The 25,437-nt window shown below is 72.4% G+C and carries 25 protein-coding genes and 1 pseudogene; 15 read left to right on the top strand and 11 right to left on the bottom strand.

What is annotated here, in order from left to right; translation table 11 throughout:
• Positions 1–2 precede the first annotated feature (2 nt).
• The gene (locus tag ACIBEC_RS27695; RefSeq protein ID WP_360500369.1) at positions 3–482 is read left to right on the top strand and encodes an SgcJ/EcaC family oxidoreductase; all 480 of its coding nucleotides are present in this window, start codon (positions 3–5) and stop codon (positions 480–482) included.
• A 113-nt stretch (positions 483–595) separates the two neighbouring features.
• On the opposite strand, the gene ACIBEC_RS27690 is transcribed toward ACIBEC_RS27695, so the two are convergent.
• On the bottom strand, positions 596–1,450 hold the full coding sequence (locus ACIBEC_RS27690; RefSeq protein ID WP_360500444.1) for an AfsR/SARP family transcriptional regulator: 855 nt from the start codon (positions 1,448–1,450) through the stop codon (positions 596–598).
• Positions 1,451–1,799: 349 nt separating this feature from the next.
• Complete coding sequence (locus tag ACIBEC_RS27685) at positions 1,800–2,519, bottom strand: ScbR family autoregulator-binding transcription factor (RefSeq protein ID WP_360500367.1); 720 nt, start codon at positions 2,517–2,519, stop codon at positions 1,800–1,802.
• Between the two features lie 459 nt (positions 2,520–2,978).
• Between ACIBEC_RS27685 and ACIBEC_RS27680 the strand changes: the two genes are divergently transcribed.
• Positions 2,979–3,977 (top strand): ScbA/BarX family gamma-butyrolactone biosynthesis protein, encoded by a 999-nt coding sequence (locus ACIBEC_RS27680; protein ID WP_360500365.1) that lies wholly within the window; start codon positions 2,979–2,981, stop codon positions 3,975–3,977.
• Positions 3,978–4,280: 303 nt separating this feature from the next.
• Positions 4,281–4,811 carry a DUF5959 family protein gene (locus ACIBEC_RS27675; RefSeq protein WP_360500362.1) on the top strand — a complete coding sequence of 177 codons (531 nt, stop codon included), beginning with the start codon at positions 4,281–4,283 and terminating at the stop codon, positions 4,809–4,811.
• Between the two features lie 13 nt (positions 4,812–4,824).
• Here ACIBEC_RS27675 and ACIBEC_RS27670 read toward each other — a convergent pair whose 3' ends face one another.
• On the bottom strand, positions 4,825–6,327 hold the full coding sequence (locus tag ACIBEC_RS27670) for an MFS transporter (protein WP_360500359.1): 1,503 nt from the start codon (positions 6,325–6,327) through the stop codon (positions 4,825–4,827).
• Entirely contained in the window at positions 6,324–6,734 is a 411-nt protein-coding gene (locus ACIBEC_RS27665) for a MarR family transcriptional regulator (RefSeq protein ID WP_360500441.1), read from the bottom strand. Before ACIBEC_RS27665 ends, ACIBEC_RS27670 begins: the two co-directional genes overlap by 4 nt.
• A gap of 207 nt (positions 6,735–6,941) precedes the next feature.
• Between ACIBEC_RS27665 and ACIBEC_RS27660 the strand changes: the two genes are divergently transcribed.
• A complete protein-coding gene (locus ACIBEC_RS27660; protein WP_360500357.1) occupies positions 6,942–7,610 on the top strand; it encodes a response regulator transcription factor in 669 nt (222 codons plus the stop codon).
• Positions 7,611–7,838: 228 nt separating this feature from the next.
• Here the strand turns inward: ACIBEC_RS27660 and ACIBEC_RS27655 are convergent, their stop codons facing one another.
• From ACIBEC_RS27655 to ACIBEC_RS27645, 3 genes are all read right to left on the bottom strand, one after another.
• Positions 7,839–9,074, bottom strand: coding sequence for a sensor domain-containing protein (locus ACIBEC_RS27655; RefSeq protein WP_360500354.1), 1,236 nt, complete (start codon positions 9,072–9,074; stop codon positions 7,839–7,841).
• Between the two features lie 253 nt (positions 9,075–9,327).
• Complete coding sequence (locus tag ACIBEC_RS27650; protein WP_360500351.1) at positions 9,328–10,719, bottom strand: FtsX-like permease family protein; 1,392 nt, start codon at positions 10,717–10,719, stop codon at positions 9,328–9,330.
• Positions 10,720–10,724: 5 nt separating this feature from the next.
• On the bottom strand, positions 10,725–11,489 hold the full coding sequence (locus ACIBEC_RS27645) for an ABC transporter ATP-binding protein (protein ID WP_360500348.1): 765 nt from the start codon (positions 11,487–11,489) through the stop codon (positions 10,725–10,727).
• 563 nt (positions 11,490–12,052) lie between these two features.
• Here ACIBEC_RS27645 and ACIBEC_RS27640 point away from each other — a divergent pair.
• From ACIBEC_RS27640 to ACIBEC_RS27610, 7 genes and pseudogenes are all read left to right on the top strand, one after another.
• Entirely contained in the window at positions 12,053–13,234 is a 1,182-nt protein-coding gene (locus ACIBEC_RS27640) for a hypothetical protein (protein WP_360500345.1), read from the top strand.
• A gap of 177 nt (positions 13,235–13,411) precedes the next feature.
• A complete protein-coding gene (locus tag ACIBEC_RS27635; RefSeq protein ID WP_360500342.1) occupies positions 13,412–13,960 on the top strand; it encodes a CbrC family protein in 549 nt (182 codons plus the stop codon).
• Positions 13,961–13,985: 25 nt separating this feature from the next.
• Positions 13,986–14,501 (top strand): hypothetical protein, encoded by a 516-nt coding sequence (locus tag ACIBEC_RS27630; protein ID WP_360500340.1) that lies wholly within the window; start codon positions 13,986–13,988, stop codon positions 14,499–14,501.
• Positions 14,498–15,277: a hypothetical protein gene (locus ACIBEC_RS27625; protein WP_360500338.1), complete on the top strand. Its 780-nt coding sequence runs from the start codon at positions 14,498–14,500 to the stop codon at positions 15,275–15,277. Before ACIBEC_RS27630 ends, ACIBEC_RS27625 begins: the two co-directional genes overlap by 4 nt.
• 37 nt (positions 15,278–15,314) lie before the next feature.
• Positions 15,315–16,211: pseudogene (locus ACIBEC_RS27620) on the top strand (ketopantoate reductase family protein); the annotation flags it as partial.
• Between the two features lie 81 nt (positions 16,212–16,292).
• Positions 16,293–16,883 (top strand): DUF6817 domain-containing protein, encoded by a 591-nt coding sequence (locus ACIBEC_RS27615; protein WP_396289109.1) that lies wholly within the window; start codon positions 16,293–16,295, stop codon positions 16,881–16,883.
• A gap of 107 nt (positions 16,884–16,990) precedes the next feature.
• Positions 16,991–17,389, top strand: a complete 399-nt coding sequence (locus tag ACIBEC_RS27610; protein WP_360500333.1) for a hypothetical protein — start codon at positions 16,991–16,993, stop codon at positions 17,387–17,389.
• 265 nt (positions 17,390–17,654) lie between these two features.
• On the opposite strand, the gene ACIBEC_RS27605 is transcribed toward ACIBEC_RS27610, so the two are convergent.
• Entirely contained in the window at positions 17,655–17,867 is a 213-nt protein-coding gene (locus ACIBEC_RS27605; RefSeq protein WP_360500330.1) for a hypothetical protein, read from the bottom strand.
• A 282-nt stretch (positions 17,868–18,149) separates the two neighbouring features.
• Positions 18,150–18,728, bottom strand: a complete 579-nt coding sequence (locus ACIBEC_RS27600) for an alpha/beta fold hydrolase (RefSeq protein WP_360500328.1) — start codon at positions 18,726–18,728, stop codon at positions 18,150–18,152.
• Between the two features lie 108 nt (positions 18,729–18,836).
• Between ACIBEC_RS27600 and ACIBEC_RS27595 the strand changes: the two genes are divergently transcribed.
• Together ACIBEC_RS27595 and ACIBEC_RS27590 are read left to right on the top strand one after the other, a co-directional pair.
• On the top strand, positions 18,837–19,769 hold the full coding sequence (locus ACIBEC_RS27595) for a LysR family transcriptional regulator (protein ID WP_360500325.1): 933 nt from the start codon (positions 18,837–18,839) through the stop codon (positions 19,767–19,769).
• Between the two features lie 639 nt (positions 19,770–20,408).
• Positions 20,409–20,945, top strand: coding sequence for a hypothetical protein (locus ACIBEC_RS27590; RefSeq protein WP_360500322.1), 537 nt, complete (start codon positions 20,409–20,411; stop codon positions 20,943–20,945).
• A gap of 598 nt (positions 20,946–21,543) precedes the next feature.
• Here ACIBEC_RS27590 and ACIBEC_RS27585 read toward each other — a convergent pair.
• Positions 21,544–21,963, bottom strand: a complete 420-nt coding sequence (locus tag ACIBEC_RS27585; protein WP_360500319.1) for a MarR family winged helix-turn-helix transcriptional regulator — start codon at positions 21,961–21,963, stop codon at positions 21,544–21,546.
• Positions 21,964–22,024: 61 nt separating this feature from the next.
• On the opposite strand from ACIBEC_RS27585, the gene ACIBEC_RS27580 reads away from it, so the two are divergent.
• On the top strand, positions 22,025–22,801 hold the full coding sequence (locus tag ACIBEC_RS27580) for an alpha/beta hydrolase (protein ID WP_360500317.1): 777 nt from the start codon (positions 22,025–22,027) through the stop codon (positions 22,799–22,801).
• A gap of 305 nt (positions 22,802–23,106) precedes the next feature.
• The gene (locus ACIBEC_RS27575) at positions 23,107–23,802 is read left to right on the top strand and encodes an alpha/beta hydrolase (RefSeq protein WP_360500314.1); all 696 of its coding nucleotides are present in this window, start codon (positions 23,107–23,109) and stop codon (positions 23,800–23,802) included.
• Between the two features lie 185 nt (positions 23,803–23,987).
• Here the strand turns inward: ACIBEC_RS27575 and ACIBEC_RS27570 are convergent, their stop codons facing one another.
• Positions 23,988–25,211: an ROK family transcriptional regulator gene (locus ACIBEC_RS27570; RefSeq protein WP_360500438.1), complete on the bottom strand. Its 1,224-nt coding sequence runs from the start codon at positions 25,209–25,211 to the stop codon at positions 23,988–23,990.
• Between the last annotated feature and the right edge of the window lie 226 nt (positions 25,212–25,437).

Raw genomic sequence — 25,437 nt, 5'->3', positions numbered from 1 at the left:
ACATGAACACCCAGGCAGCAGACAGCCCAGTCAGCGACACTCACAGCCCCGACACCGACACCAGCACCGACGCCCGCGCCGCGGACGTCGAGGCCATCGAGCGGATCGTCGCCACCGTCGAACGCACCCAGCGCGCCAAGGACGCAGAGGGCTTCCTCGCACTGTTCCACCCCGAGGCCCTCTGGACCACCGCCCACGGCAAGGTCCTCCTCGGCCTCGACGCGATCGCCGAGTTCACCCGCGCCGTCCTGCCCGCCGCGAACTGGAGCGGCGACGTCACCTACGAGGTGGCGCACATCCGCTTCCTTCGCCCCGACGTGGCGGCCGTCAAGGTGCGACAGGTCTACCAGCCGGCGGCGGGCGGGGCGGACGGCCGGGCGGACGGTGGCTCCGAAGGCTCCCCGCTCTACGTCATGACCAAGCAGGACGACGGACGGTGGCTGCTGCAGGTCGGCCAGAACACCGAGGTGAAGGCCGCCTAGTTCGGTCAACGGCCAACCATCGCGCCGCCGTTCGCCCCGCCGCCGTTCGCCTCGCCGCTGTTCGCCCTGCCGCTGTTCGCCCTGCCGCGAACCTGCGACTCAGGCCGCCCGGGTCAGCCGACCCGGCTGAGGCGGGCGGGGCGGGCGGCGGCTCCGTCGGCGGGCGCAGCCGCCTGGTCCTGGTCGGGCCGCTCGGGGCCGGCGAGCAGGATGGAGCGCTGGAGGCGGCGCAGCACGGCGGACGGCTCCATGCCCAACTCCCGTACCAGGGTGTTCCGCAGGCGCTGGTAGGCCTCGAGGGCCTCGCCGCGGCGCCCGGAACGGTGCAGGGCGATCATGTACTGGCCGTGCAGGCTCTCGTGAGTGCGGTAGCGGTCGATCAGGACGGTGAGTTCGGCGAGCAGGACGCGGTGCCGGCCCAGCCGCAGGTCCGCCTCGATCCGCTGGTCCAACGCACAGAGCCTGGTCTCCTCCAACCGCTTGGCCTCGACAGCGAGTTGACCGCCGACCGGGACGTCGGCGAGGGCCGGTCCGCGCCACAGCGCGAGCGCCTCGCCCAACTGGCGGGCGGCGAGCGGGAAGTCACCGGCATCCATGGCACGGTAGCCGTGCCCGGCGAGGCGGTCGAACTCCTGGAGGTCGACGAGGCCGCCTCCCGTGTTCAGCATGTAGCCGCCGGCCGAGGTGACCAGGACGTCCTTGGCGCAGGACGCCCCCGGACCACCGTCGCCCTGGGCTAGCGCGCGGTCGATCAGGTCGCGCAGTTGGAGGACGTAGGTCTGCACGGTGGTCCGCGCACTGCGCGGCGGACGGCCGCACCACAGTTCGTCGGCGAGGAGGCCGGCCGGAACGACCTGGTCGGCCCGTAAGGCGAGCAGGGCGAGTACCTGCCGCGGCTTCGGGGCGGTCGGCACCACCGACACCCCGCACAGTTGGACCCCCAAGGACCCCAGCACCCGGATTTCCACGACGTCCACCCCAAATCCAGACGGGTCGGCGACCCCGACGGCCACCGGCCGGGCGGGCGCTCCGCTGCTCGAGGCCCCCGCGAGGTTGCGCGGAGGGATCGGCTGAGCACCCGACACCTATCCAAAAACAGGACGGACGGTTTGTCAATACAAAACCGAACGCGCTGTTTGTTTTTAGGCGGAGCAATCGCCCCTGGGGAGCAGGACAGCGGACCAGCCGGCGTCAGGACCGGCCGCCCGAAATGAGGAGGGCAGACGACACCGGCCGGCGTCGGACCGGCCCGATCGATCGCCCGACTGATCGCCACCCATCGGCTGGCCGACCGGCGAGGAAGCGCGGCCGCCGGCGTCAGACCGAGCCGATCCCGCCCACGCCCGCCTCGGCGACCTCAGCCTCGCCGGCCCCGCCTTCGCCGGCCTCCGCGGCCGCCCGGGCCGCCTCAAGTTCGGCCACCACCCGACCACCCCGGTCCGCCCCGAGGTCGAGCGTGGCGAGCACCCCGGGCACGGCGATGCTCGGCATCAAGTGCTGGTACAGGACGGCGATCCGGCGTTCCAGGTCGGCCCGGCCGGACATCTTCTGGGACTGGATCTGCACCCCCGTCCAGGCCCCGGTCACCAGCCACGCCGTCTCGGCGGGCACCACCTGCGGCAGCAGCTCGCCGCGCTCGCCGGCCATCATCAGCACGCTCTCGGCCCGCTGGATCCACCCGGGGGCGGCGCCGCCGCTGAAGTCGCCGAACACATCCTGGCCGAGGGAGAGCCGCGCGCCCGCGCTCAACAGCGGGTCACGGGGCATGAGATGGGCGACGACCATCCCGAGGTCCACGAACTCCTGGAGCTTGCACTGCCGTTCGGGAAGTTCGTCCCGGCCGAACTGCTCCTCCACGACCCCCTGGGCGAGCTCCCGCTTGGACGCGAAGTGGAAGTACACCGCGCCGCGGGTCACTCCCGCGCGGGCGACGACCTCACCGATCGTCGCCCCCTCGTACCCGCACTCGTCGAAGACCGACGCCGCCGCCTCCAGGATCAGCCGACGCGTTCGGACCGCCCGTTCCTGCCGCACCACCGCAACCACCCACCCGAAACGCTCGGCAAATAAAACCAAACACCCCGTATCTTACCCGCGAATCCTGCGGCGATCCCTGCGTCCCAGGTCACATAGGGGCCCGCCTCTTGGCGCTGGAACCCGCGCGGACGGTATGAGTCGACCAAGTGCCCGAGCCTTCGCTGGAGCCCCTAGAACCGGAGCAGCAGCTCCTACTTGTGGCCGTCACCCTCACGGAAACCCCCCTCGTGATAATGAACTCGTCAAGTCTGAGTCATGAAATCACCGCAGGTCAACCGACCTTCACTAATCCGGCACAGCCTGTGGAAAGGCTCAGACCCCGTTGGGGCGTATCCGAACGCCCCGCTCGGCCGCCGACGAACCTTCGTTCTGGCTCCTTGAAAAGCAAACCGGTAGGTACGTATCTTACGAGCCCTGAGCAGCCCACCCCGCCCGTTACGGCCTTTCGGAGCGCTCCCCATGACTCTGCTTGCCTTCCGCACGCCTGCCGACGCCCTCACCACCGCCGAGGCCACCGGGGCCCTCCCCGGCCCGGGCCCGGCAACCGGCCCGGCATCCCGCCTGACCAGTACCGTCGCCAAGGAGTACGTCCACCGGGCCTGCCACGCCGAGGTGTTCCTCACCGGCAGCGAGCAGCTGAACGAGACCACCTTCGCGGTCTCCGCGCAATGGCCCCGGGCGCACACCTTCTTCAGCACCCCGGACGGTACCCGGCACGACCCGATCCAAGCTGCTGAAACGATCCGCCAAGTCGGGCTCTATCTCGCGCACACCCGGTTCGATGTCCCGCTCGACCACAAGTTCATGATGTGGAACCTCGACTACACCACCCGGCCGCGCCGGCTGCTGATCGGCCCCAAGCCCACCGACCTCACCATCGAGGCGAAGCTCGTCGCCCAGCCGCGCCGCACCCGCAACACCGTCGACTTCACGCTCAGCACGGTCGTCCGGCGCGGTCCGCACCTGGCCGCCACCGGGCACTCCCGCTTTACCACCGTCTCGAACTCGACCTACCAGCGGCTCCGCCGAGGACGCCACGACGTCGACGCGCTGCCGGCGCCCGGCGTGACCGCAGAGCCGCTGCCGCCGGCTCGGGTCGGCCGGCTCCGCCCGTGCGATGTCGTCCTCACCCCGGCCGACGCACCGGGCACCTGGCACCTCACCCCCGACTTCTGGCACCCGATCCTCTTCGACCACGCCAACGACCACATCCCCGGCATGGTGCTGATCGAGGCGGCTCGCCAGGCGACCAATGCGCTGACCAGCCCGGTCGCCGTCACCCCGACCGCCGCCGCCACCACCTTCCACCGGTACGCCGAGCACGACGCGCCCACCACCATCACCGCCCGGCACACCCCCGGCGAGGACCCGGACGCCCTCACCACCACCGTCACCGGCCACCAGCACGGCGAGCCGATCTTCACCACCGTCCTCACCGGTCACCCGGACCACCGCTGACCCGACGCCCACCGCCGTACGGACCGGGCAGCCCGGCACGGCGGCACCACCCGAACGGCCCGCCCGACCTCGCGGTCAGGCGGGCCGTCGGCCTCTCCGAGGGGAGCGGACCGCCACCGAGGGACGAATGGTGCGACGGCTGAACGTTGCAAGGGCTGAACGTTGCCAGGACTGAATGCTGCGAAGGCTGAATGCTGCGAAGGCTGAACCTGGCGGGAACGCACCACCCCTTCGGTCTGGCACCGGAACGAACACCTGCGCGAGGATGTCAGCCCTTGAATCCGCTGCCACCGGGAGCACGCAGTGAGTGAAGTCGCTTCGCACCAGTACGAGTTGATCAGACTGACGGGCCGTCCCGGCACCGACGAAGCCCCCGGATGCAACGGGCGGACCGGCGGCCGGAACGTCCGGGTACGGGTGCTCGGGCGGCACGCGCCGGGCTCCCTGCTCGGGCACGACTGGCTGGACTGCGAGATCACCGTCACCGCGGACTCGGTGCGCGGACACTTCGTCACCCTGGTGACCGATCGCCATCTGCAGGAATGGGAAAGGGCCTTGGAGCGGCTCGGCCAGGGGTTCGCGGTCCGCTGGCTGGACGAGGAGCACGGCCCGGAGCTGCGGATCGAACCCGGGCGGCCCGGCGGGCTCTGGCTGACCGTCTCGGACACCGAGAACTCGGGCGTCACACTCCGGGTCGTCCTCTCCCCCGCCCCCGACTGGCTGGACGAGCAGCGCGCACTGCTCGAACTCGTCCGGGCCGCCTATCCGCCCGAGGTGGTCGAGGTCTCCCCCGGCGTCCACGCCTGGCGCGGAACGCCGCGCACCGAGAACTGATGGATCGTCAATGTCACTTCTGGATCCGGCTCGCGATCCGTCCGAGGGAACGGTCGGGCAGGGTCAGGAGGAAGAGCAGGGCCGCGCCGCCGAGCATGAACAGCGCGAGGCCGTGCAGCCCGTCCGTAGTGGCACCGCGACGGAAGAAGGCGGCGTTCGCGGCGGAGGCGGCCATCGCGCCGACGTACATGAAGGTGCGCAGCAGCCCGGCCGCGGAGGCGATGGCGGCCGGATCGGCCTGGTGGTAGAGAGCGGTCTGGGTGCCGATCCCGATCAGGCCCTGCGGGATGCCCGCCACCACACCGACCGCGATCAGCAGAACGGCCGGACTGTCCGCGCGCACCCACAGCAGGGCCGCCCCGGCGGCGATCTGGCACGCGGAGCCGATCAGGAGCTTGCCGCGGACGGCCGAACTGCGACCGGTGAGGCCGGAGACCGCGAGGGCGGTGAGCGAGAGCGGCAACAGGATCAGCCCCGCGCCGGCGGCGGACAGGCCGCGCCCCTCCTCCAGCCACTGGGTGTAGCCGTAGAGGAAGGCGTAGATGGCGGTGCAGCCGAGGAGTTGGCGCACATACGTGGCGACCAGCGGCCGGTTGCGGGCGAGCGCCCGCAAGTCGATGAAGGGGGTGCGGGCCCGCGTCTCGCGGACGGCGAAGCCGGCGGCGGCCAGGAGGGCCAGCACCGGCAGGTACCAGAGCACCGGGCTCGGCTTCATCAGGAACAGCATCAGCGAGAGGAGCAGGACGGCGAAGAGCGCGATTCCGGCGTGGTCGAGGCGGTCGGGTGGGCCGGGCTGGTCCGTTCGGCCGATTCGGTCGGCTTGACAGATTCGGTCGACCCGGTCGGTTCGGCCGATTCGGTCAGGTCGGTACTGCCGGTCGCGGCGCGCGGCGGCAACGGGCAGGCGGGCCGCACCCAGGACCAGACAGGCAAGCGAGAGCGGCACGTTCACGACGAAGACCGTCCGCCAGCCGCCCACGCCGATCAGCAGGCCACCGAGGGTCGGGCCGACCACGGCGACGGTCTGGTTGGCGACGGCGAGCACGGTCAGCACCCCGGTGGGGCTGGACTGCCCGGTCCGCTCGGCCTCACTGCGGGTGAGGTGCATCGCGGCGGGGTACGCCGCCGAGGTGCCCAGCCCGAGCAACACCCGCGCGACGATCAGCAGCCCGAGCGACGGGGCGAGCGCGCCGAGCAGGCCGGCCGTGCCGACCAGTGCCGTCCCGGCGAGATAGAGGCGGCGCGGGCCGTAGGTGTCCACCAGCCGTCCGATCACCGGCTGGCCGACGGCGGTGGCAAGGTAGAGCCCGGTGACCAGCCAGGCCGTCTCGGCGGGCGGCGCGCCAAAGGCAGCCCCCACCGGCACCAGGGCCACCGCGATCATCGAGGAGTTGATCGGGTTGAGCACCGAGCCGAGCACCATCGGTACGAGCAGCCGTCGATCGAACCCGCCGTCCGGAGCGGACTGTCGACGGTTGGCCCGGAGGCGGGCCAACCGGGCGGCCGGGCCGGTCATCGACGGTTCAGCCGGTCGAGCAGGGTCAAGGCGGCCAGCACGGTGGCGCGTTCGGCCTCGGTGTACTGCTCCTCCATTGCCCTGGCCAGCCACTCCTCGCGTGCCTGACGGCTGTCCGCGATCCGGCCCAGACCGGTCTCGGTGAGGCTGATCAGCTGGCGGCGACCGTCCACGGGGTCGGGCCGACGCCCGATCAGGCCGTGTTGTTCGAGCCCGGCAAGGGTGGCGGCCATGGACTGCGGCCGGACCCGCTCGGCGACGGCCAGCTCACTCGCGGAGGTCAGGCCGTCGTTGATCAGCCGGCTGAGCACGGCGGACTGGGAGGGGGTGAGGTCGCTGGTCCCGCTGGCCTCCCGGAGCGTGCGGCGCAGCCGACTGAAAACGGCGCGCAACTCGCGGGCGGCCAGAGCCGCGGAGTCGACGGGGGAAGCGAAGTCGGCAGGGGAAGCGGAGTCGGCGAGGGCGGCGGAGTCGGCGAGGGCGGCGGCAGTACGGACGGTTCGCTTCTCGGTCACGGCTCCACGGTAATTTCATCAGTCTGGACTGTCCAGTCTTGGCTGACGATTTCTGCGGGTGCGGGACGACCTCCCTCGTATGCCCGGGATAATGGCGGCATGATCGACAAGCAGCTCCGCATCGTCCTCGCCGAGGACTCGGTGATCCTCCGGGACGGGATGGTCGAACTCCTCACCGCGCGCGGCTGCGCGGTGGTCGCCACCGCCGGTACGGCGTCCGAACTGGTCGCCGCCGTCACCGAGCACCGGCCCGACGTGGCCGTGGTGGACATCCGGATGCCGCCGACCCACACCGACGAAGGGATCCGGGCGGCCGTCGAGATCCGGGCCGCGATGCCCGAGGTCGGGATCCTGGTCTTCTCCCAGCACGTCGAAACCACCTGGGCGGCCCGGCTGCTGGCCGACGGCGCCGCCGGCATCGGCTACCTGCTCAAGGAACGGGTGGCCCGCACCTCCCAGTTCGTGGACGCCTTGCACCGGGTCGCCGCAGGCGGCACCGCGCTCGACCCGGAGATCGTCAACGAGCTGATCCGCGGCCGACGGCGCAGCCGGGTGGACGCGCTCACCCCGCGCGAGCGGGAGGTGCTGGAACTGATGGCGCAGGGCCACTCCAACCGCTCGATCGCCACGCAGCTCGTGGTGTCGGATCGGGCGGTGGAGAAGCACGTGGCCGCAGTGTTCACCAAGTTCGAGCTGCCGGCGACCGACGCCGACAACCGGCGGGTCAAGGCCGTGCTCGCCTACCTCGCGGAGAGCGGCACATCCTGAGCCGGGCCTATCGGGCCGCTCATGAGCGTTACTCATGGGGCAGTCTCATGAGCGTCGCTCATCGCGCGGTCATGAGCGATGCTCATGGACTGCCTCATGAGCGTTACTCATAGGCGCGGTCATGAGCGTCACTCATGGGCCAGGCGCATGAGCGTCACTCATCGAAGCACTCATGAACGGTGCTCATGCCCCGGCCATGAGCCACTCTCATGGCCGCCCCTGCCCCCGTCAGAGCCTGCCGGGCAGCTCGGCGCTGACCACCGTCGGTCCGCCCGGCGGGCTGTCCACCCGCAGCACCCCGTCCACCGCCGCGAGTCGCTCGGCCAGGCCCGCCAGTCCGGTGCCCGTGCCGATCGCGGCGCCGCCGCGCCCGTCGTCGCGTACGGTCAGCCGGACCGTCCCGTCGGCCGCGCTCGCGGTCAGCTCCGCCGACCGCGCGCCGCTGTGCTTGGCGATGTTCGTCAGCAGTTCGGCCGCGCAGAAGTAGACGGCCCGTTCTATCACCTCCTCCGGCCGTTCCCGCAGGTCCAGCCGGACCGTGACCGGCACCGGCGAGGCGGCGGTGAGCCCGGGCAGTGCCTCGGCGAGCCCACCGTCCAGTGCCACCGGGTGGATGCCCCTGGTCAGTCGACGCAGGCCGGTGATGGTGTCGTCGGTCTGCCCGCGGGCCCGGTCGACCAGGGTGCGCAGCCGCCCGAGGTCGGGCTCGGCCGGGTCGGCGAGGGCGTCGTCGGCCAGTGAGAGCGTGATGGCGAGCGCGACCAGTTGCGCCTGAGTGCCGTCGTGCAGGTCGCGTTCGAGGCGCCGGAGTCGGCCGCTGTTCTCGGCCAGCAGGGTGGCCCGGGCGCTCTCCAGCTCGCGCACCCGCTGCTGCGAACGGACCGGCCCGAGCAGCGTGCGGGCGAGCGCCCGGTTGGCCCGGCTCAACACCCGCAGGACGGCGGGTACGGCGGCCAGCAGCGCGAGGCCGGCCGGTATCGCACCCACGTCCAACCAGCCGACCGGCCTGGGGCCCGGCTCCAGCAGCCGTACCCAGAGCGGGAAGCCCATCAGCCAGACGCTTCCGAGCGGCAGCCCGATCGCGGCCAGGAAGCCGAGCACGCCCACCGGCAGCCGTAGGAAGAGGTAGAGCAGCACCCACCAGGCGACCGGGTCGGTCAGCACCGCCCGGCCCCGGGCGAACACCCCGGACGGGCGGGGCAGCGGCGGCGGCTCGGGCACCGCTTCGTCGAGCAGCCACCGGACCAGCCACCGGTGCAGCCGGCCGATCCGCCGTGCCCCGAGCAGGGCGGCCACCACGAAGGGCAGGCCCAGCACGGTGAGCGAGAGCAGTGCCCCGGCGTAGAGGACGGCGACCGCGTAGACGCCGCCGAGCACCCCGAGCGGCAGTCCGAGGACGGCGAACGCCACCTCGTCACCGCGCACTGCCAGGAATCGCCGCCGCTCAGCCACCGTCCGCGTCACCGCTGTCCACCGCATCGCCTTCCGTCGCACCGCCGTCCACCTCACCACTCACCCGCCGATCGGCCCCCAGCATTCACCAGGTACCGCAGGAACCACCGCATCACCCTGTCTTCCCCCAGCTCCACCGCCCAGCACGGCCGCCGACCCGCTCGCCTCGCCGCCCACGCCCGCACCCCCACTTCCACCTCCACGCCCACCCCACCCCCACGCCCACCCCACCCCCACACCCACCGCCACGCCCGCACCCGTCACCTCACCCCCGGTCCCCGCTCGCCGACTCCACCGCCGATCCCCCGATCGCCCACAGCCCCGTGCCCACGATCCCGGGCACCGTCAGGACCGCCGCGCCCAGCACCACCCAGGCGCACCCCGCGCCCGGCACCACCGGCGCCACCGATCCCCGCACCGCCCAGCTGAACGCCCCCGAGGCCGCGGCCGCGACCGCCGCGCCCAGCAGCACGCCGACCGCCGTGGTCAGCAGCGCCTCCACGGAGAGCATCCGCAGGAGTTGCCGTCGCGTCGCCCCCACCAGGCGCAGCAGCGCGAACTCGCGGCGCCGGTCGGCGGTCAGCGCGACCAGGGTGTTGACCGTGGAGACCGCCGCGAAGCAGACCAGCAGGCCGAGTTCCGCCTGGCGCAGCCAGACGTCGCTCGCTTTGGTGACGCTGGTCGCGGCGCCGGTGGCCCGGGCCACGCGTTCGGCGGTGCTGGTCATGATCAGCATCGTGCCGGAGAGCCCGACCAGCAGAGCGACCGGGACCACGGCCGAGGAGAGCCGGGCCGCGTAGCCGCGCAGGTTGGCATCGGCCAGCCAGCCGGCCCGCGGGACGAGCGCCCGGACCGGGACGCCGAGCACGGCGGCCAGCGCCCGCGCCGCCAACGGCCCCAGCAGGGCGACCGCGACCAACAGCACCAGCGAACCGAGCAGCGAGGCCTGCCCCGCCTTGTCCAGCTCCCCGGGCGGCCTGGTCGCGGCCAGCCTCAGCAGCAGCACGCCGCCCGCCAGCACGGCTGCCCCGGCGAGCAGCCGCAGCACGCCCGTCCCCCGCGGGCCGCCCGTCCCCTCCGTCAGGGCGACGGCCGGCGCGGGCCGGGTGATCCGCCGGGCCGCGACGGCGGTGGCCGCCATCCCGACCAGCAGCGCCACGCCGAGCGCGACCAGCATCGGCACCGGTGACCCGGGTACGTGCAGACCGGGCGCGGCCATCCCGCGCCGCTGCAGGGCGGTGAGGAAGGCGCGGGCGGCGAGGAGGCCCACCGCGCAGCCCGGGACAGCCGCCAGCAGGACCGTGCCCAGGACCTGGGCACGGATCACCCGCCGCACCTGGCGGGGTGTCGCCGCGACGGTGCGCAGCAGGGCCAGGTCACGGTGCTGCTGACGGAGGGTGAAACCGAGCGCGTTGGCCACGACGAACAGCGCGACCAGGACGGCGATCTCGCCGAACGCCGCGGCGATCACCATCACTCCCGGCCCGGCCACCGGTGCCCGTGCCACCCTCGTCGGGGCCGTCACCTGCGCGGCGACCAGCGAGCCGAACAGCGTCACCGCCGCCATCGCCAGGAACAGCGCCGCCCCCAGCCCGGCGAAGGCCGCGGGCCGCCGCCGGATCTGCCCGACGGACAGGGCCAGGACGGGACTGCTCATCGCGCTCACCCGCCCAACCGGCTCAGCCGCTCGCCGACCTGCGCGGCGGTCGGCTTGACCAGTTCGTCCACCAGCAGCCCGTCCGCGAGCAGCAGCACCCGGTCCGCGTAACCGGCGGCCACCGGGTCATGGGTGACCATCACACAGGTCTGACCGTCGGTGTCGACGCCCGTGCGCAGCAGGTCGAGGATGTCGTGCCCGGTCGCCCGGTCGAGCGCGCCCGTCGGCTCGTCGGCGAACAGCACCTCCGGCCGGGCGACCAGCGCCCGGGCGATCGCCACCCGCTGCTGCTGGCCGCCCGACAACTGGCCGGGCCGGTGTCGTTCGCGCCCGGCGAGCCCGACCCGGGCCAGTGCCTCCCGTACCCGGGCCCGCTCCGGCGGCTGCCCGGCCAGCCGCCCGGGCAGCTCGACGTTCTGGGCGACGGTCATCGCCGGCATCAGGTTGAAGGCCTGGAACACGAACCCGATCCGGGTGCGGCGCAGCTCCGCCAGCCGCCGCTCGGGCAGCCCGGACACCTCCGTATCGCCCCACCGGACGGTGCCGCGGGTCGGCCGGTCCATCCCGGCCAGGCAGTGCAGCAGGGTCGTCTTGCCCGAGCCCGAGGGCCCCATCACCGCCGTGAAGGTCCCTGGTGTGAAGGCCACGGACACCCCGCGCAGCGCCCGGACCGCCGCCGTGCCGCGCCCGTACTCCCGGTGCAGCCCGTCCCCGCTCAGGGCCGCGCCCGTCACCCCGTCATGCGCCGCCGGGGCTGCGGCTGTCGTCATCCCGTTCATGCCCTCCATCGTGGGCGTCCGGGGCCGGGAGATCGATTGTGCTGGCCCCCGAATCCGGGGTTCGGAAAACCGAACCCCGCAGGTGGTGCCGACTCCTTCGACCAGTCGACTCGAACGGCCACCGCCGCGACCCGACGTTCCACCGGTCGTCACCCGCGACGCGCACGGCGGCTGCTGCTGCTACTGCGGCCGCGTGCCGTCGCCCGGCCACCCGAAAACCCCGCGCCCCCACCCCGCCTGTTAGCGTCCCCGTCATGGCAGCCGAGAGCTCACACGCCAGGAAGGTCGCGACCACTACTCGGCCGTGTTCCGCGGCGAACGTCCCGCGAGGGTCACCGCTACCGAGAACGTCTCCCGTCACACCCGGTTGGTGCCTGCTTGTGAGCCTGGCCTGACAAGGGACTGCCGGGATCCGGGGTGTCCCCTCTCGGCGATGCGAGCAGGAGAGGAACGCCGGAAGTTCGGGCGGTGCGAACGGGCGTCCTCGACGCGCCCGAGTAGTTGCGTAGCGTGATGATGCTCTTACGAATTGTCGATCATCCTGGGAGATGAAAGTGAAGAGCCGTTTCACCGCTATGGCCTTCCTGCTCGCTCTGCTGGCCAGTGTCGAGGCGACGGGCACGGCCCGGGCAGCGCCGGTCACGCCACCCGTGGCCTCCGACTGCTCGCAGGACGTCACCGATGCGTTCAACACCTGGCTGGGCGGGGTTCCCGACGGGGCGACCATCCGCCTGGCCCGCAACGGCTGTTACCTGACCAACGGCTCGATCACCTTCACCCAGCGGAGGAACATCACCATCGAGGGCGGCGGCGCGACCATCAAGGCCACCGTCGACGCGCCCGTGAGCACCAACCGCGCGCGGCTCTGGTTCGACCGCGGGGGCGGCTTCGTCGTCCGGGATCTGACTCTGCAGGGTACGAATTTCTCCGAGCACTGCGCGGTGGTCGGCCAGCCCTCCTGCTACAACTCGGCGCGGGAGCACGACGCCGGAGTCAACATCGGGGGTGCCGACGGTGTCCTGCTCGAACGGCTGCACATCGAGAACACCTGGGGCGACGCCGTGGAGCTCTTCTCCGGTGGAACGTGGGACGGCCAGGGCAACGGAGCCGTGGCGCCGCGCGATGTCACCGTCCGCGACTCAACAGTCCACACGACCGGCCGGCACGCGTTCTCGTGCGACAACTGCCACAACTACGTGATCGAGCACAACGACGTGAGCAACGTCGGCTACTGGATGACCGACGTGGAGATCGAGGGCGCGGTGTGGACCGGGGACGTGACGCTCGTCCGGAACACCTACCGCGATGTCTACCTCGGGCTGCTGGCTGCGGCGAGCGACTACGGGGTGAAACCCGGTCCGTTCATCCTCCGCGACAATGTCCAGACCAGTGACCCCGTCACCTGTTATCCCCCGGTCTACATCGCTCCACCGAGCAACGAATACGGCCCGGCACAGGTCACGGGGAACTCCCTGAGATCGTTCGGCACCACGATCGCGCTCGGAAACGTCTCCCGGGCCGATGTCTCCGGGAACACCACCACCATCCAAGCCGGCGGCTGCGGTTTCGCCGCCGGGGTCGAACTGGTCGGCGTGCCGCGCGGCGAGGTGATCCACAACACGTTCATCGGCGCGGAAGCTGTCGTGCAGAACTACTCGTCAACGGTCACCGTGTGCGGCAACCGTACGACGGCGGCAGGCCCGTACAACGAGCCGGTGCCCTGCGGCAGGGTGTAGACGGGTGGGCGACGCCGCAGCGGGGGTCCCAGGGGGCGGGCCCCCGTCCGTCTCGACCGGCCCCTGGCCACCGACCTCCGCCGCCCTTGGGAGAAACCCGCCGAACCGAACACGCTCGCCACCTCGGAGAGCTGGTGGGTGTACGCGGCGTCGTCCAGCTGAGCAGCCGTCGCTGCGGTGATACGGTCGCTCGCCGTGACAGAGCCGCTTCCAGAATTCCCGTATCACCCCGACCCGATGGCCACCGGCGCCATCGTCCAGTCCGGCGCAGAGTGCATCTGCTGCCGTCGGGCCCGTGGCTACATCTACGCCGGCCCGGTCTACGCAGCCGAGAACCTTCGGGGTCGGTTGTGTCCGTGGTGCATCGCGGACGGCAGCGCAGCCGAACGCTTCGAGGCCCAGTTCACAGACGTCGTCGACGACGTGCCGCTGGACCGGCTCTTCGCGATCACACAACGCACGCCAGGATTCAGCGGGTGGCAGCAGGAACGCTGGCTGATCCATTGCGGCGATGGTGCTGCCTTCCTCGGGAGCGCCGGGGCCACCGAGCTCGTGGACCACCCCGAAGCATGGGCCTCGCTTCGGCAGGAACTCAGCCACGGGCCTTGGTCCTCGGCGCAGGCCGAGCAGTACCTCAGGGCCTTGACCAGGAACGGCCAGCCAACCGCTTACCTCTTCCGTTGCCGGGTCTGCGGCACCCACCTTGCATACGCGGACGCCACGTAGGCCCGGGCGAGAGGTTGAAGATCGGGTGACCATCGACCTGCTGCCCGGCCACGGCGTCCGCCTGCCCGCGCCGCTGCCCGAGGTGCGCTTCGGCCTCACCGAGGCGGCGGTGCGCACGTTGCTGGCCCCGCACGGCGAGCTGCTGCCCGACAGCGTGCGGAACACCTTCGTCTGCGGCTGCCGTTGGGCGCTGGCCTTCCAGCTGCCCGGGGTGGGCGTCACCCTCTGCTCGGACGACCGCGACCGCCTCTGCAGCGTGACCGTCGGCCGGAACCCGAGCGACGACCGGCCCGCCTGCCCGGTCGGCTACCGGGGGATCGACCTGCTCGGCTGGCCGGCCCACGAACTGGTCGAGGCGCTGCGCGCCGAGGGGTTGCCGGTGCCCGATCCCACCCGCGGCACCCTCCACCACGACCCGCTCCACCTCTACCGCCACCACGCACCAGGTCGGCCGTCCGCACCGGGGCGGAAGCCGCGCCACGAAGGGCCGTTCAGCTTCGACGTCGTCTCCTTCTACGAAGCCGCCGAGGCCACCCCATGACCCCGCGAATCTCGTCGCCCTCGCCGACCCCGGCATCCTCGTCGCCATCGCCGACCCCGCAGCCCACCGGCACCGCCACCGGTCCGCACGACGCCGCTTTCCTCCCCCGCCTGCAGTTCGTCCTGCGGGAGCCCGAGCAGCCGATCACCGCTCCCGTCCCCAAGCTCGGCGGCGAGCCCTGCTGGCTGGCCGAACCCGCCTGGCCGCTCTCGCCGACGACCGGTGAACCACTGTTGTTCATCGGCCAGTTCGCCGTCCCCGGCGAGGAGCTGCGACTCGCCTACCTCTTCCTGGAGGAGGGGGAGATCACGGGTGGCATCGACCCGGAGGCGGGCGACGCCCTGCTGTTCGTCCAGCCGGGCGGGCGGATCCCGCCCTTCGCCGTCATCGGCCCGCCCGACACCCGCGGCCGTACGCTGTGGCGCCGCGACCCGGACGGCGACGAGACACCGGTCGAGTTCCACCTCGATCTGCGGCCGCTGCCTGAGGACCTCGACCGGTCGATGGACGAACGAGCCGTCTTCCAGCGGTACTTGCGCGGCGAGGGCCCCGAGGTCCGGTTCCCGGACGGCGGTCACGTGCACGACCACGTCGGCGGTCTCCCGTCCTTTCCGAGCGGCCAGGCCGAGGTCCCCGCGCCCTGGCGGTACTTCTTCGCCCTCTCGGACGCCCCGGACGAGGGCGATCCGTACTTCCTCGACTTCGGTTACGGCGACGGCTTCGGCTTCCTCAGCCCGGACGGTCTGGAGGGCCGCTTCTTCTGGGACATCCCGTAACCGCCCCCCAACCCGCTTCTCACCCACAGGAGTCAGCATGACCACCACTCCCCTGACCGTCGCGATCCTCGGACCGGGCGGCGTCGGCGGACTGATCGGCGGACTGCTCGCCCGCGACGGGCACCGCGTCGTCTGCCTGGCGGGCGAGGAGACCGCCGCCGTCCTCGGCCGGGACGGACTGCACGTCCACAGCGGGCAGTTCGGCGACTTCACCGCCGCGGTCGAGGCCGCCACCGAGCTGCGCGAACCGGTCGACGCCGTCTTCGTGACCGTCAAGGAGACGGCCCTGGCGGCCGCCCTCGACCGGCTGCCGCCCGAGGTGCTCGGCACCGGGATCGTGGTGCCGCTGCTCAACGGCCTGGACCACATGGCGGTCCTGCGCCGGCGCTACCCGGCCGCCCGGGTCGTGGCCGGCACGATCCGGGTCGAGGCCACCCGCACCGCGCCCGGTCGGATCGAGCACACCAGCCCGTTCGCCACCGTCGAACTCGCCGCTCCCAGCGAACCCAACTCCCCCGTCGGGGAGTTCGCCGATCGGCTGCGGCACTCCGGCCTGGCCGTGACGCTGTGCGAGGACGAGGCGGCGATGCTGTGGAGCAAGTTCTCCTTCCTCGCCCCGTTGGCGCTGCTCACCACCCGCCATGCGAGCGACGTCGGCACCGTGCGCACCGAGCACCGGCCCGAACTCCTCGCCGCGCTGGACGAGATCACCGCCGTCGCCCGGGCGGTCGGCGCGCCCGCCGACGCGCAGGCCCTGCTCGCGGCGGTCGACCGGGTCCCCGGGACGATGAAGTCCTCGATGCAGCGCGACGTGGAGGCCGGCCGCCCGACCGAGCTCGGCGCCATCGGCAGCGCCGTCCTGCGGGCCGCCGGCGCGCACGGGGTGGCCGTCCCGACCCTCGCCCGACTGGTCGGCGAGCTGTCGGAGGCCGCCGAGCGGGGACGGCCGCCGGGGCGCGGACCCGCGCAGGGCCCCAGCGATCAGAATCTGGCGGAAACGAGTAGGACTCGCGGGGTGACGCCTTCCGACCACCGAAGCGCTCCCGCGTGGGACCGCGTCGAGACCTTCCTCCGCGCCCACGGCACCGACCGGATCCCCCACCCGGGCGGCACGCTGCTGTCCCATCTCCTCCGGGTGGAAGGTCTGTTGGCGGACTGGGGCTGCGACCATGCCGTCCGGGCCGCCGGGCTCTGCCACGCCGCGTACGGGACCGACGGATTCGACCAGGCCCTGCTGGGGCTCGACCGACGGGACACCCTGGTCGACCTCATCGGCCACCGCGGCGAAGCACTCGTCCACCTCTACGCCAGCTGCGACCGGGCGGCCGTCTACCCGCGCCTGGGGGTCGACGAACCGGTGGTGTTCCGCGACCGGTTCACCGGGGCCGACCACACCCCGCCGGAGGAGGACCTGCGGGCCTTCCTCGCCATCACGGTCGCCAACGAACTCGACGTCCTGGCTCACAACGCGGACCTGGCCGCCCGCTACGGACCAGCCCTGTACGGGCTCTTCGCCCGCACCCGCGACCTCCTGCCGCCCGCCGCCTGGCAGGCCTGCACCGACCTCCTCGGACCGGGAACGCCCGGTCCGGACCAGGTAAACTGACTGATTGTCACATTCTGTGACGGGCAAAGGCTTTGCCAACCCTTCATCCACACTGCCGGAACCGCCTTACGGCAAAACGGCGTTGTGCAGGCGGGAGGGATTCTGACATGACAAGAAAGCCGTACCGCCTGGCCGCCACCGCACTCGCGGTGCTCGTCGCGGCCCCGTTGTTCACCGCGTGCAAGAACGCCGACCAGGCCATCGACTGTGGGAAGCGTGCGATCAGCCTCACCGGCGATGTCCAGGACCTCGCGGACTCAGCGGTCAACGTCGGCCAGATCACCGACGAGGAGCGCCGCAAGCACACCACCAACGCTTTGAAGAAGATCGTCGACGATACCAAGAAGATCCATCAGGACGGTGGGGGCAAGCTCGACACCGCCACCGACAAGCTCTCCAAGGCTGTCGACGATGCCCTCGACAAGGTCTCCCACAACCAGCAGCCCGACTTCGGCGCGATCACCAGCGCCGCCGGTGACGTGACCAAGGCCTGCGCCACAGCCTGACCAGCCCCCGCCACACCGCCCGCCGCCCGCCGCCACACCGCGGCTCGCAACCAGGATCCGCCGCTCCCGGCCCGGGCACCGACCGGGCCGGGAGCACCACGGAGCACCCACCGCCACCGGACGCCACCAGCCCGCACTTCTGCCTCGGCGCCGCCCTGACCCGCATGTTCCTGCACACTGCCTACCAGGCTCTTTTCGCCGCCGCCCAGGGGATGTCGTGCGGCGAGATAGCCGCATCTGCCAGTGGCCGGCTGGTCGGTTCCGATCAGCAGGCGTAGGTCAGGGTGTACCCGGCCAGCATCAGCTGCACGGCACCTGAGCCGGCACCCGGGTCGGCCCGGATCGCCGGGGCGGCGATCCGGGCGATGGTGACGTTGAGCAACTGCACGAATGTCGCGCACAGCACGACCGGCAGTACGAGCCGCCCGCCGCCACCGGCCGCGAGCCGTCCCGCGCTCAGGAACGGGGAACCCTTCACGGGCGGATGCCGGCTCACGAGGCGAGGACCGTGGCGAGCTCGCCCGGCCGGGCTGCGAACGGGCTGTGGCTGCCGGGCAGGGTATGCACAGTGAACGGGTTACCGGGGAAGGCCCGGTCGGCTTCCGCGATCATCAGGTCCTGCGCGGCCGGTGCCAGCGCCCGGTCCTCGGCGCAGCGCAGGAAAGTTCGTGGAATTCGTCCCCACCGTGCCGCGGTCAGGGTGACCGGAGCCGTCGGGATCGCCAGGGGCAGATCAGGGCTCAGCGCGGACCGCCACCGGTCAAAGCGGTCCAGCGGGGTGTCGGGGTAGTGGGTTTCCCGCAGTTCGTCGAGGTAGGCGGGATCCTGTGAGAGCGGATTGATCCGTACGGCGCCCAGGGCCTCGGGGTCGCCGAGGCTCAGGTTCCGGCCCAGCGCGGTGGCGTTCTCGGGTGAGCCCAGGTAGTCGAAGAACCGCGGCCGCCCGCCCGGGACGAACGCGGACAGGTAGACGATCCCGGTCCACCAGCTCGGGTGCCCACTCCGCGGCCAGGGACGCGGGACCGCCGCCCGCGCTGTGCGCGACGAGCACGACAGTGCGATGGTGACGCACCTGGCGCAGGACGGTCAGTACTGCCTCGGCGCAGTCGTCCATCGTCAGGGGGGCGAGCCGTGACTTCTCGGTCAGCAGGCCCGGCTGGCCGGGCAGCAGGTAACCGGTGGGCAGGGGTGCGTCGAAGCCGTGCCCCGGCAGGTCGACAGCCACGCTCGCAGCGCCCAGTCCGGCCAGCGCGCGCTGCGTCGCTGCCCACTGTCCGGAGCTGTGCCAGGCGCCGTGCACGAAAACGAAAACGGTGCCGGTCAGAGATACGTTCTTCATGGCTCCATTCCAGACAGGAACCACCGCGGCATCCAGTCATAGATCTGGTAAGTGGCATGGCAATATCTTTGAGGTCTTGTCGGCAGCCGATGGGATGGAGGGCGAGCCATGGAAGCGCGACACCTGCGGTACGCGGTTGCTCTCGCCGAGCACGAACACTTCGGCCGGGCGGCCGGCGAGCTGGGCATCGCGCAGCCGCCGCTGTCCAAGCAGATCGCCGACCTGGAGCGCGAGGTCGGGGCCCGGCTGTTCGACCGCACACGTCAGGGGGTGTTCCCGACCGCCGCCGGTGAGGCGTTCCTCGCGCGGGCACGCCGGGCGCTCGACGAGATCGCGGCGGCCACGGTCGATGCGGGCCGGGCCGCGCGCGGCGAGACGGGACGTCTGCGCCTCGGCTTCATCGCCTCGGCACTGCTCGACCCGCTGCCGGGCGTCCTGAGCCGGTTCGGCCGTGAACGGCCCGACGTGAGACTGGAACTGCACGAGATGGCGACCAGCCGCAGCAGCTCGGGTCTCGTCGCCGGGGAGCTGGACGTGGCCCTCACCCTCGGCCCGCCACGGGGCGCCGGAGCCGAGCATCTCGTGTCCGTCCCGATCGGACGCGACCACGTGATCGCTGTGGTAAGTACGGTGCACCCGTATGCGGGTCAACAATCGGTAACGGCCGACCAGTTGCGGCGACAGCCACTGATCGTGTCGGCCGGCGAGGACGAGCCCGCCGTAGTCGCCGGACTGCGCACCCTGCTGGGCACGGACTCATCGGCTCTCGCCGGCGCGACCGTCGCGAGGGACGTGCACACGATCATCGGCCTCGCCGCCTCGGGCGTGGGCGTCGGCCTGGGGCCGTCCCGTATGAGGGCGGTCCCGCGTCCGGGAGTGCGGTTCTGTGAAGTGACCCCGCGCACGCCCCTGCCCGATCTCGTCCTGTCCTTCGCGGGCCGCGATCACTCCCCGGTGCTGCGCGCCTTCCTCGACATCATCCGGAAGAACTGCCCCGACGTCGGTGCCGCGCTCAACGGCCTGCTCCGGCACCACACTTGATTCGGGCCGGTCATCCCTTCGCGTGGGCGTGTCCGGCCTTCCGGCACGGGTCTGCTTCGGCGGGAGGCGCACGGCGTACCCGAGCGAGTCTCAGAACGTTGCGTCGACCCGCAGGCCCGGTACCTGTCACCGCTCGCCGCAGTCACCGAAGAGGCCGAGCGCAGACCTGACGGGGCATCCAGGCGTCGGGGCTTGCACCGAGGGCGTCCGCGAAGTCCCCGGATCGGTGCGACCGCGTCCAGCAGTGCCAGGAGTTGGGTGCTGTCGTCGTGGGGCATACCGAGGGGGTGCGCACCGCGACCGCCGACACCTGTCCGGTCACCGTGGTCCTGGACCGGCCCGCCGTCGGCAACGCCGGCGTCGAACGGGCGGGACGGCCCGGCGCGCCCGCCCGCCGGCTGTGGAAGCTGACCACCCGCGCCACCGCCGAGGTCGTCGCCGACCGCGGGCCCGCGACCTCGACCGGGCCCGATGCCTCGCGAGACGGCGATGGCCGAGCGCTCCGGGAGCTCCCGGCGCACGCCCGCTCGCGACCGTCGACTTGCAAGCGGGCATCACCCTGCCGGGTGATACACCCGCCTTGCGAGCGTCCCTACATTGGCGATGGCACATTCCGCTGGCATCCGTCTCGGAGGCATCATGTCATCGCTGCGCACCGGACTTACCGCCGTAACCGTCGCCGTGCTCGTGGGCGCCACGACCGTCGCAACCCAGACCACCGTCACCGCGGCCCCCGCGGCGCCCACGGCGGTCCGAGGAATCGCCCACCTCAACACGGTGGTCAACCTGCCGCCCGGTGTGTGGACCGACGCCCCGCTGGAGGTCACCCTGCCCCGGGCCGGGACCTACGAGCTCGACGCGAACGTCCGTGGCCGTCTCGCAGGCGTTCCCCCGGTCAACACGTACATCACCGCTCGGCTGTGGGATGCCACATCGAACACCGCCGTCGCGGACAGCGAGCGGCTCGTCTACCAGGTCATCGACCTGAACCCCGGCAACGCCCAGGCCGGCGGTAACGCGACCGCACCGATCAGCGAGCTGATCCACGTGAACAGGCCGACCACGATCCGGCTGCAGGGCATCCGAAGCGACACAGTCGGGACAGCGTCCGTTGCCCAGATCTACTCCGACGCCGCCGGTCGCACGTCGCTGCGCTACGACCGGGTCGGCCCCTGAAGTCGGAACCAGAGCTCCGAGGATGCGTCGGTTACGCGAGGCGTCTGAGCTGAGCTTGTCGTTGAACCTCGCTGGTCACCCGACCTGCTGATCTGCGGTTCCTTCCGGGACAGCGGAGGCGGCCGTTCTCCACGCTTCGAGATGTCGAGTCACGAAGTGCGAGAGAACGGCCGCTGCCCATGAGTCTTCCCGCCGACGCGCCCGTAGGGGACGCGTTGGGCATTCTGTGCCGCTTTCGGGTCGAGTTCTCCGAGAGTCTGTACAAGCGAGCGGATGTGCTCTTCGAGCTCACCGACGCGCTGTTGTGCACGGAGGGGCCGGTCAAGACGCTTGTGGACCTGTCGCGGCCGAGCACCGGCGCGGGCACGGCGCGATGTACGCCGCGCTGGACCGGGGTCGGCTCGAGCCGACCCGGCTTCGACGCACACGTGCCGCCCTGCCGATCCCCCGGCTTGCCGTCCCCGTCAGCCCCCTCCGCGTCAGGATCTCCGAGTCGGCGGTCGTACGATTCCAGCACGCCTCCCACGCGGCCTGCGCACCGTTTCCCCACTCGTTGGCAGGCCGAGATCCGCCAACTACCAAACGTCACCACCCGCTTTTATCCGCCCGCTCCGGCGGCGAGCCGCCTCAGCAGGTCGAGCAGGGCGGCTCGGTCCGCCTCGGTCAGGGGGGCGAAGCAGTCGGCGAGCACCTCGTCGGCGACCGCATGGCCGGCCGTCAGAACCTGCTCACCGGCGGGCGTGAGGTGGTGCTCGATGCGGCGGCCGTGCCCGGGGCGGCGCTCCACGAGGCCCTGGGCGGCCAGGCGGCCGACGAGCGCCCCGAAGGCCTGTTCGCTCTGGAAGGTCGCGACGGCCAGCGCACGTGCCGAGGCCCCGGGTGAACGGCTGATCGCGCGCAGGGCGTCCCACTGCGCCAGCGTCGTGCCGACGGCCGCGAGGGCACTGTCGAGCGCCCGATGCTGTCGGTACTGGGTCTGCTTGACCGCCCTGCCGAGTTCCTGCAGCTCACCATGCATGGAGTGATCCTACGACACAACCAAGCTAGCTTATATAAAGATATTTAGTTACTGTGGAGCCATGCACCCCGACCTGTCCCTCACCCTGTCCGAGACGGGCGCCGGCCGGCCCGTCCTCCTTCTCCACGGCGGCGGAGGCCCCGCCACGGTCGCCGGCCTCGCCGAGCACCTCTCCAGGAGCGCGCACACCATCACCCCCGTCCACCCCGGCTGGGACGGCACACAGCGCCCCGCCTGGCTCACCGGCATCGACGACCTCGCCCTCGCCTACCTGCATCACCTCCACGACCACCACCTCGAGGACGTCCTCGTCGTCGGCTCCTCGCTCGGCGGCTGGATCGCCGCCGAGATGGCCGTCCGCGACAGCGCGGGAGTCATCACCGGCCTCGTCCTGATCGACGCCGTCGGCGTCGACGTCGAGGCGGAGCCGATCACCGACGTCTTCGCCCTCGACGCCCGCGGGCTCGCCGAGCTCTCCTGGCACGACCCGGACCGCTACCACGTCGAGCCCGCCGACGTGCCACCCGGCGAACTCGCCCGCAGGCAGGCCAACCTGGCCACCATGCGAACGCTCGCAGGCGACCCCTACATGCACGACCCCAAGCTGTTGCGCCGGCTCGGCCGCGTCCGGGTCCCGACCCTCCTGCTCTGGGGCGAGAGCGACCGCATCGTCACCCCCGCCTACGGCGCGGCCTACGCCGCCGCCTTCGGCGACGCCCGCCTCGAACTCGTCCCCCGGGCAGGACACCTCCCGCAGCTCGAACAGCCGGAGGCCACGTCCGCGCTGATCGAAGCCCACCTGCACCGGACCACCACCCGTCCCGTGACCGCCGGGTGACCCACGAGCGGGGCCGAGAGCCGCTGTCCGCCGGGCGACTGTCGGACGGGTGACGGGCTCGCGCGTCGCCCGCCGCACAGGCGCCCGGCGGGCAGCCGCCGCCGGCGGACGCTCTCGGAGCGCTGCTGCTGATCGGCGTCGCCGGCCAGGTCAGCTGCACCGGCGACTGGAACCACACCGAACTCCGACCGGCACCGCCGCGCCGCGCCACGCCCGACCTCCGCCGCCCGCAGGGGAATCGACGCCCGTGGGAACCTGTGATCGCAGGCCTGTTCTTCCCGGGAGTGGCCGACGCGGAGGTGGCGATGAGGGTCGTGTTCGTGCACGGGGCGTGCGTGCGGGACGGGTCGTGGTGGTGGCACCGCACCGCCGAGCTACTGCGCGAGCGGGGGGTGGCGAGCGTGGCCCCGGCGCTGCCGAGCTGCGGTGAGACGGGCCCGCCCGGCGGCGCCGACGGTCCGGGGCTGCCCGAGGACGTCGCCGCGGTACGGCAGGTGCTGCAGGCCGGTGAGGAGCCGACCGTCGTGGTCGCCCACAGCTACGGCGGCATCGTCACCGCGGAAGCCGCCGCGGGCATCGGGGCGGTGCGGCACCTGCTGCTGGTCACCAGCTACCTGCCCGAGGTCGGGCAGAGCCTGTCGGAGTTCGGGGACGGCGGCCCCGCCCCGTTCATCGACGTCGACGCGGCCGCCGGCACCTTCGGCGTCCGCCCCGAGCTGCTCGTGGAGACGTTCCTCCAGGACTGCGACCCAGAGGTCCAGGCGCAGGCCGCCGACCACCTCGCCCGGCAGAGCGTGCGGGTGACCGGGCAGCCGGTCGGGGCGGCCGCCTGGCAGCAGGTGCCCTCGACGTACCTCGTCTGCGCCCAGGACCGGGGCACCCCGCCGCGGCTGCAGCGCGAGTTTGCCCGCCGGGCCGGCCGCGTCGTCGAGCTCGACACCGGCCACCACCCGTTCCTGTCCCGGCCCGCAGCGGTCCGGGACCTGCTGCTGAGCCTGTGACGGCAGCCGCGGGCGAGCCCGGCCGGAGTACCCCGGCCACCGGCTGACACCCCTACCGCATCCGCCCGCGCAGCCCCGTCGTCGGCGCAGCACCCACCCTCAGCGCCGTCCCACCCTCAGCGCCGTCCTGCCGTCAGCGCAGCACCCACCGTCAGCACCGTCCTGCCGTCAGCACCGTCCTGCCGTCAGCGCAGCCCCGCCGTCCGGCGCTCGAACACCTCGGGGCGGGCGGACTCCAGCGCCGTGGAGACCGCGCCGAGGAGCACCGCCTCCTCCCCCAGGAGGCTCGGCGCGAGTGTCGGACGCATCGGGGCGAGCCGGTGCAGGGCCTGCTCCAGCGGTTCCAGGAGCAGGTCGGCACTGCTGCCGATCCCGCCGCCGAGCACCACCAGGTCCGGGTCCAGTACGGCGGACAACACGGCGACGGCGTAGGCGAGTTGCTCGGCCTCCCGCTCCACGGCCCGGAGCGCCGCGGCCTCCCCGGCCCGGGCCCGTTCGAAGACCTGCTTCGCTGTCGGCTGCCGCGCGGCGCCGTCCCCGCCCAGCCCGAAGTCCCGGGCGGTGCGCACCACAGCGTCCGCGGCGGCCTCCTGCTCGATGGTCGCCACCGGCTCGTCGGGGCGGGCGGGCAGCGGCACCAGTCCGATCTCGCCCAGCGCGCCGTGCGCGCCGAGCAGCAGCTCGCCGTCCTTGACCACGCCCAGCCCGAGGCCGGTGCCGACCAGCAGGTAGGCGAACATCCGGCTGCCGCGCCCGGCGCCCAGGGTGTACTCGCCGAGCGCGGCCAGGTTGGCGTCGTTGGCCACCGACACGGCCGTCCCCAGCCCCTCCCCGATCCGGTCGAACAGCCCGGGCCGGCCCCAGCCGGGCAGGCTGGAGGCGTAGCGCACCCCGCGCCGCTCCTCGTCCCACACGCCCGGGGTGCCGATCACGGCGTGCACGATGTCGTCGGCGGCCAGGCCCGCTTCGGCGATCGCCTCGTGCGCGGCGGCGACCACGGCGTCCGCGACGGCGTTCGCCGAACGGCCGCGGTTGGCCACGTCCCGGCGGGCGACGACCGTCCCGGCGAGGTCAGCGACGGCCACCCGCAGCCGGGCCCGGCCGATGTCGACGCCGAGTACGTGCCCGGCCGTCGGGTCGACCTCGTACAGCACGGCGGTGCGGCCGCGTTCGGGGGCCAGTCGCCCGGCCTCGCGGACCAGCCCGGCCGGTTCCAGGGCGGCCAGCGCGGCCGAGACGGTCGGCTTGGACAGGCCGGTGTCCCGGGCCAGTTGGGCACGCGAGGAGCCACCGCCGGTGCGCAGCAGCTCCAGCAGCAGCCACTCGTTGTTGCTGCGCAGCCGCCGCCGGTTCCAGGGCACCGCGGGGGCCCCGGCCGCCGGGCGACTGGTCGGCTGGTGGGGGCTCATCGGTTCCTCCGGTCTGGTGCTCACGGACGTCTCCGGCACGGGCCTCGCGCGGTCCGGCACGCGTCGCGCATGAGTGTCGCGCATGAGTGTCACGCGGTCTGGCACGGGTCGCGCACGGTTTCGAACGGTCGCGCACGGTTTCGCACGGGTCTCGCACGGGTCTGACGCTGGTCTGCGGGTGGTCTGGCACGGTCTGCGGCGTCCGGTGTCGGGCGCCGACGCCCCA

This window comes from Kitasatospora sp. NPDC051164, assembly GCF_044455625.1.
GTDB lineage: Bacteria > Actinomycetota > Actinomycetes > Streptomycetales > Streptomycetaceae > Kitasatospora.
Note: the sequence above shows the minus strand (reverse complement) of the source record. Positions and strands in the feature narration are given on the sequence as shown.

Bases quoted from the DNA above. Each gene is read 5' to 3' on its own strand.
- ACIBEC_RS27585 (WP_360500319.1), bottom strand. From the start codon at position 21,963: ATGCATGGTGAGCTGCAGGAACTCGGCAGGGCGGTCAAGCAGACCCAG.
- ACIBEC_RS27595 (WP_360500325.1), top strand. From the start codon at position 18,837: ATGGAAGCGCGACACCTGCGGTACGCGGTTGCTCTCGCCGAGCACGAA.
- ACIBEC_RS27580 (WP_360500317.1), top strand. From the start codon at position 22,025: ATGCACCCCGACCTGTCCCTCACCCTGTCCGAGACGGGCGCCGGCCGG.
- ACIBEC_RS27670 (WP_360500359.1), bottom strand. From the start codon at position 6,327: ATGACCGGCCCGGCCGCCCGGTTGGCCCGCCTCCGGGCCAACCGTCGA.
- ACIBEC_RS27600 (WP_360500328.1), bottom strand. From the start codon at position 18,728: ATGAAGAACGTATCTCTGACCGGCACCGTTTTCGTTTTCGTGCACGGC.
- ACIBEC_RS27575 (WP_360500314.1), top strand. From the start codon at position 23,107: ATGAGGGTCGTGTTCGTGCACGGGGCGTGCGTGCGGGACGGGTCGTGG.
- ACIBEC_RS27645 (WP_360500348.1), bottom strand. From the start codon at position 11,489: ATGACGACAGCCGCAGCCCCGGCGGCGCATGACGGGGTGACGGGCGCG.
- ACIBEC_RS27650 (WP_360500351.1), bottom strand. From the start codon at position 10,719: ATGAGCAGTCCCGTCCTGGCCCTGTCCGTCGGGCAGATCCGGCGGCGG.
- ACIBEC_RS27695 (WP_360500369.1), top strand. From the start codon at position 3: ATGAACACCCAGGCAGCAGACAGCCCAGTCAGCGACACTCACAGCCCC.
- ACIBEC_RS27590 (WP_360500322.1), top strand. From the start codon at position 20,409: ATGTCATCGCTGCGCACCGGACTTACCGCCGTAACCGTCGCCGTGCTC.
- ACIBEC_RS27625 (WP_360500338.1), top strand. From the start codon at position 14,498: ATGACCCCGCGAATCTCGTCGCCCTCGCCGACCCCGGCATCCTCGTCG.
- ACIBEC_RS27680 (WP_360500365.1), top strand. From the start codon at position 2,979: ATGACTCTGCTTGCCTTCCGCACGCCTGCCGACGCCCTCACCACCGCC.
- ACIBEC_RS27610 (WP_360500333.1), top strand. From the start codon at position 16,991: ATGACAAGAAAGCCGTACCGCCTGGCCGCCACCGCACTCGCGGTGCTC.
- ACIBEC_RS27660 (WP_360500357.1), top strand. From the start codon at position 6,942: ATGATCGACAAGCAGCTCCGCATCGTCCTCGCCGAGGACTCGGTGATC.
- ACIBEC_RS27570 (WP_360500438.1), bottom strand. From the start codon at position 25,211: ATGAGCCCCCACCAGCCGACCAGTCGCCCGGCGGCCGGGGCCCCCGCG.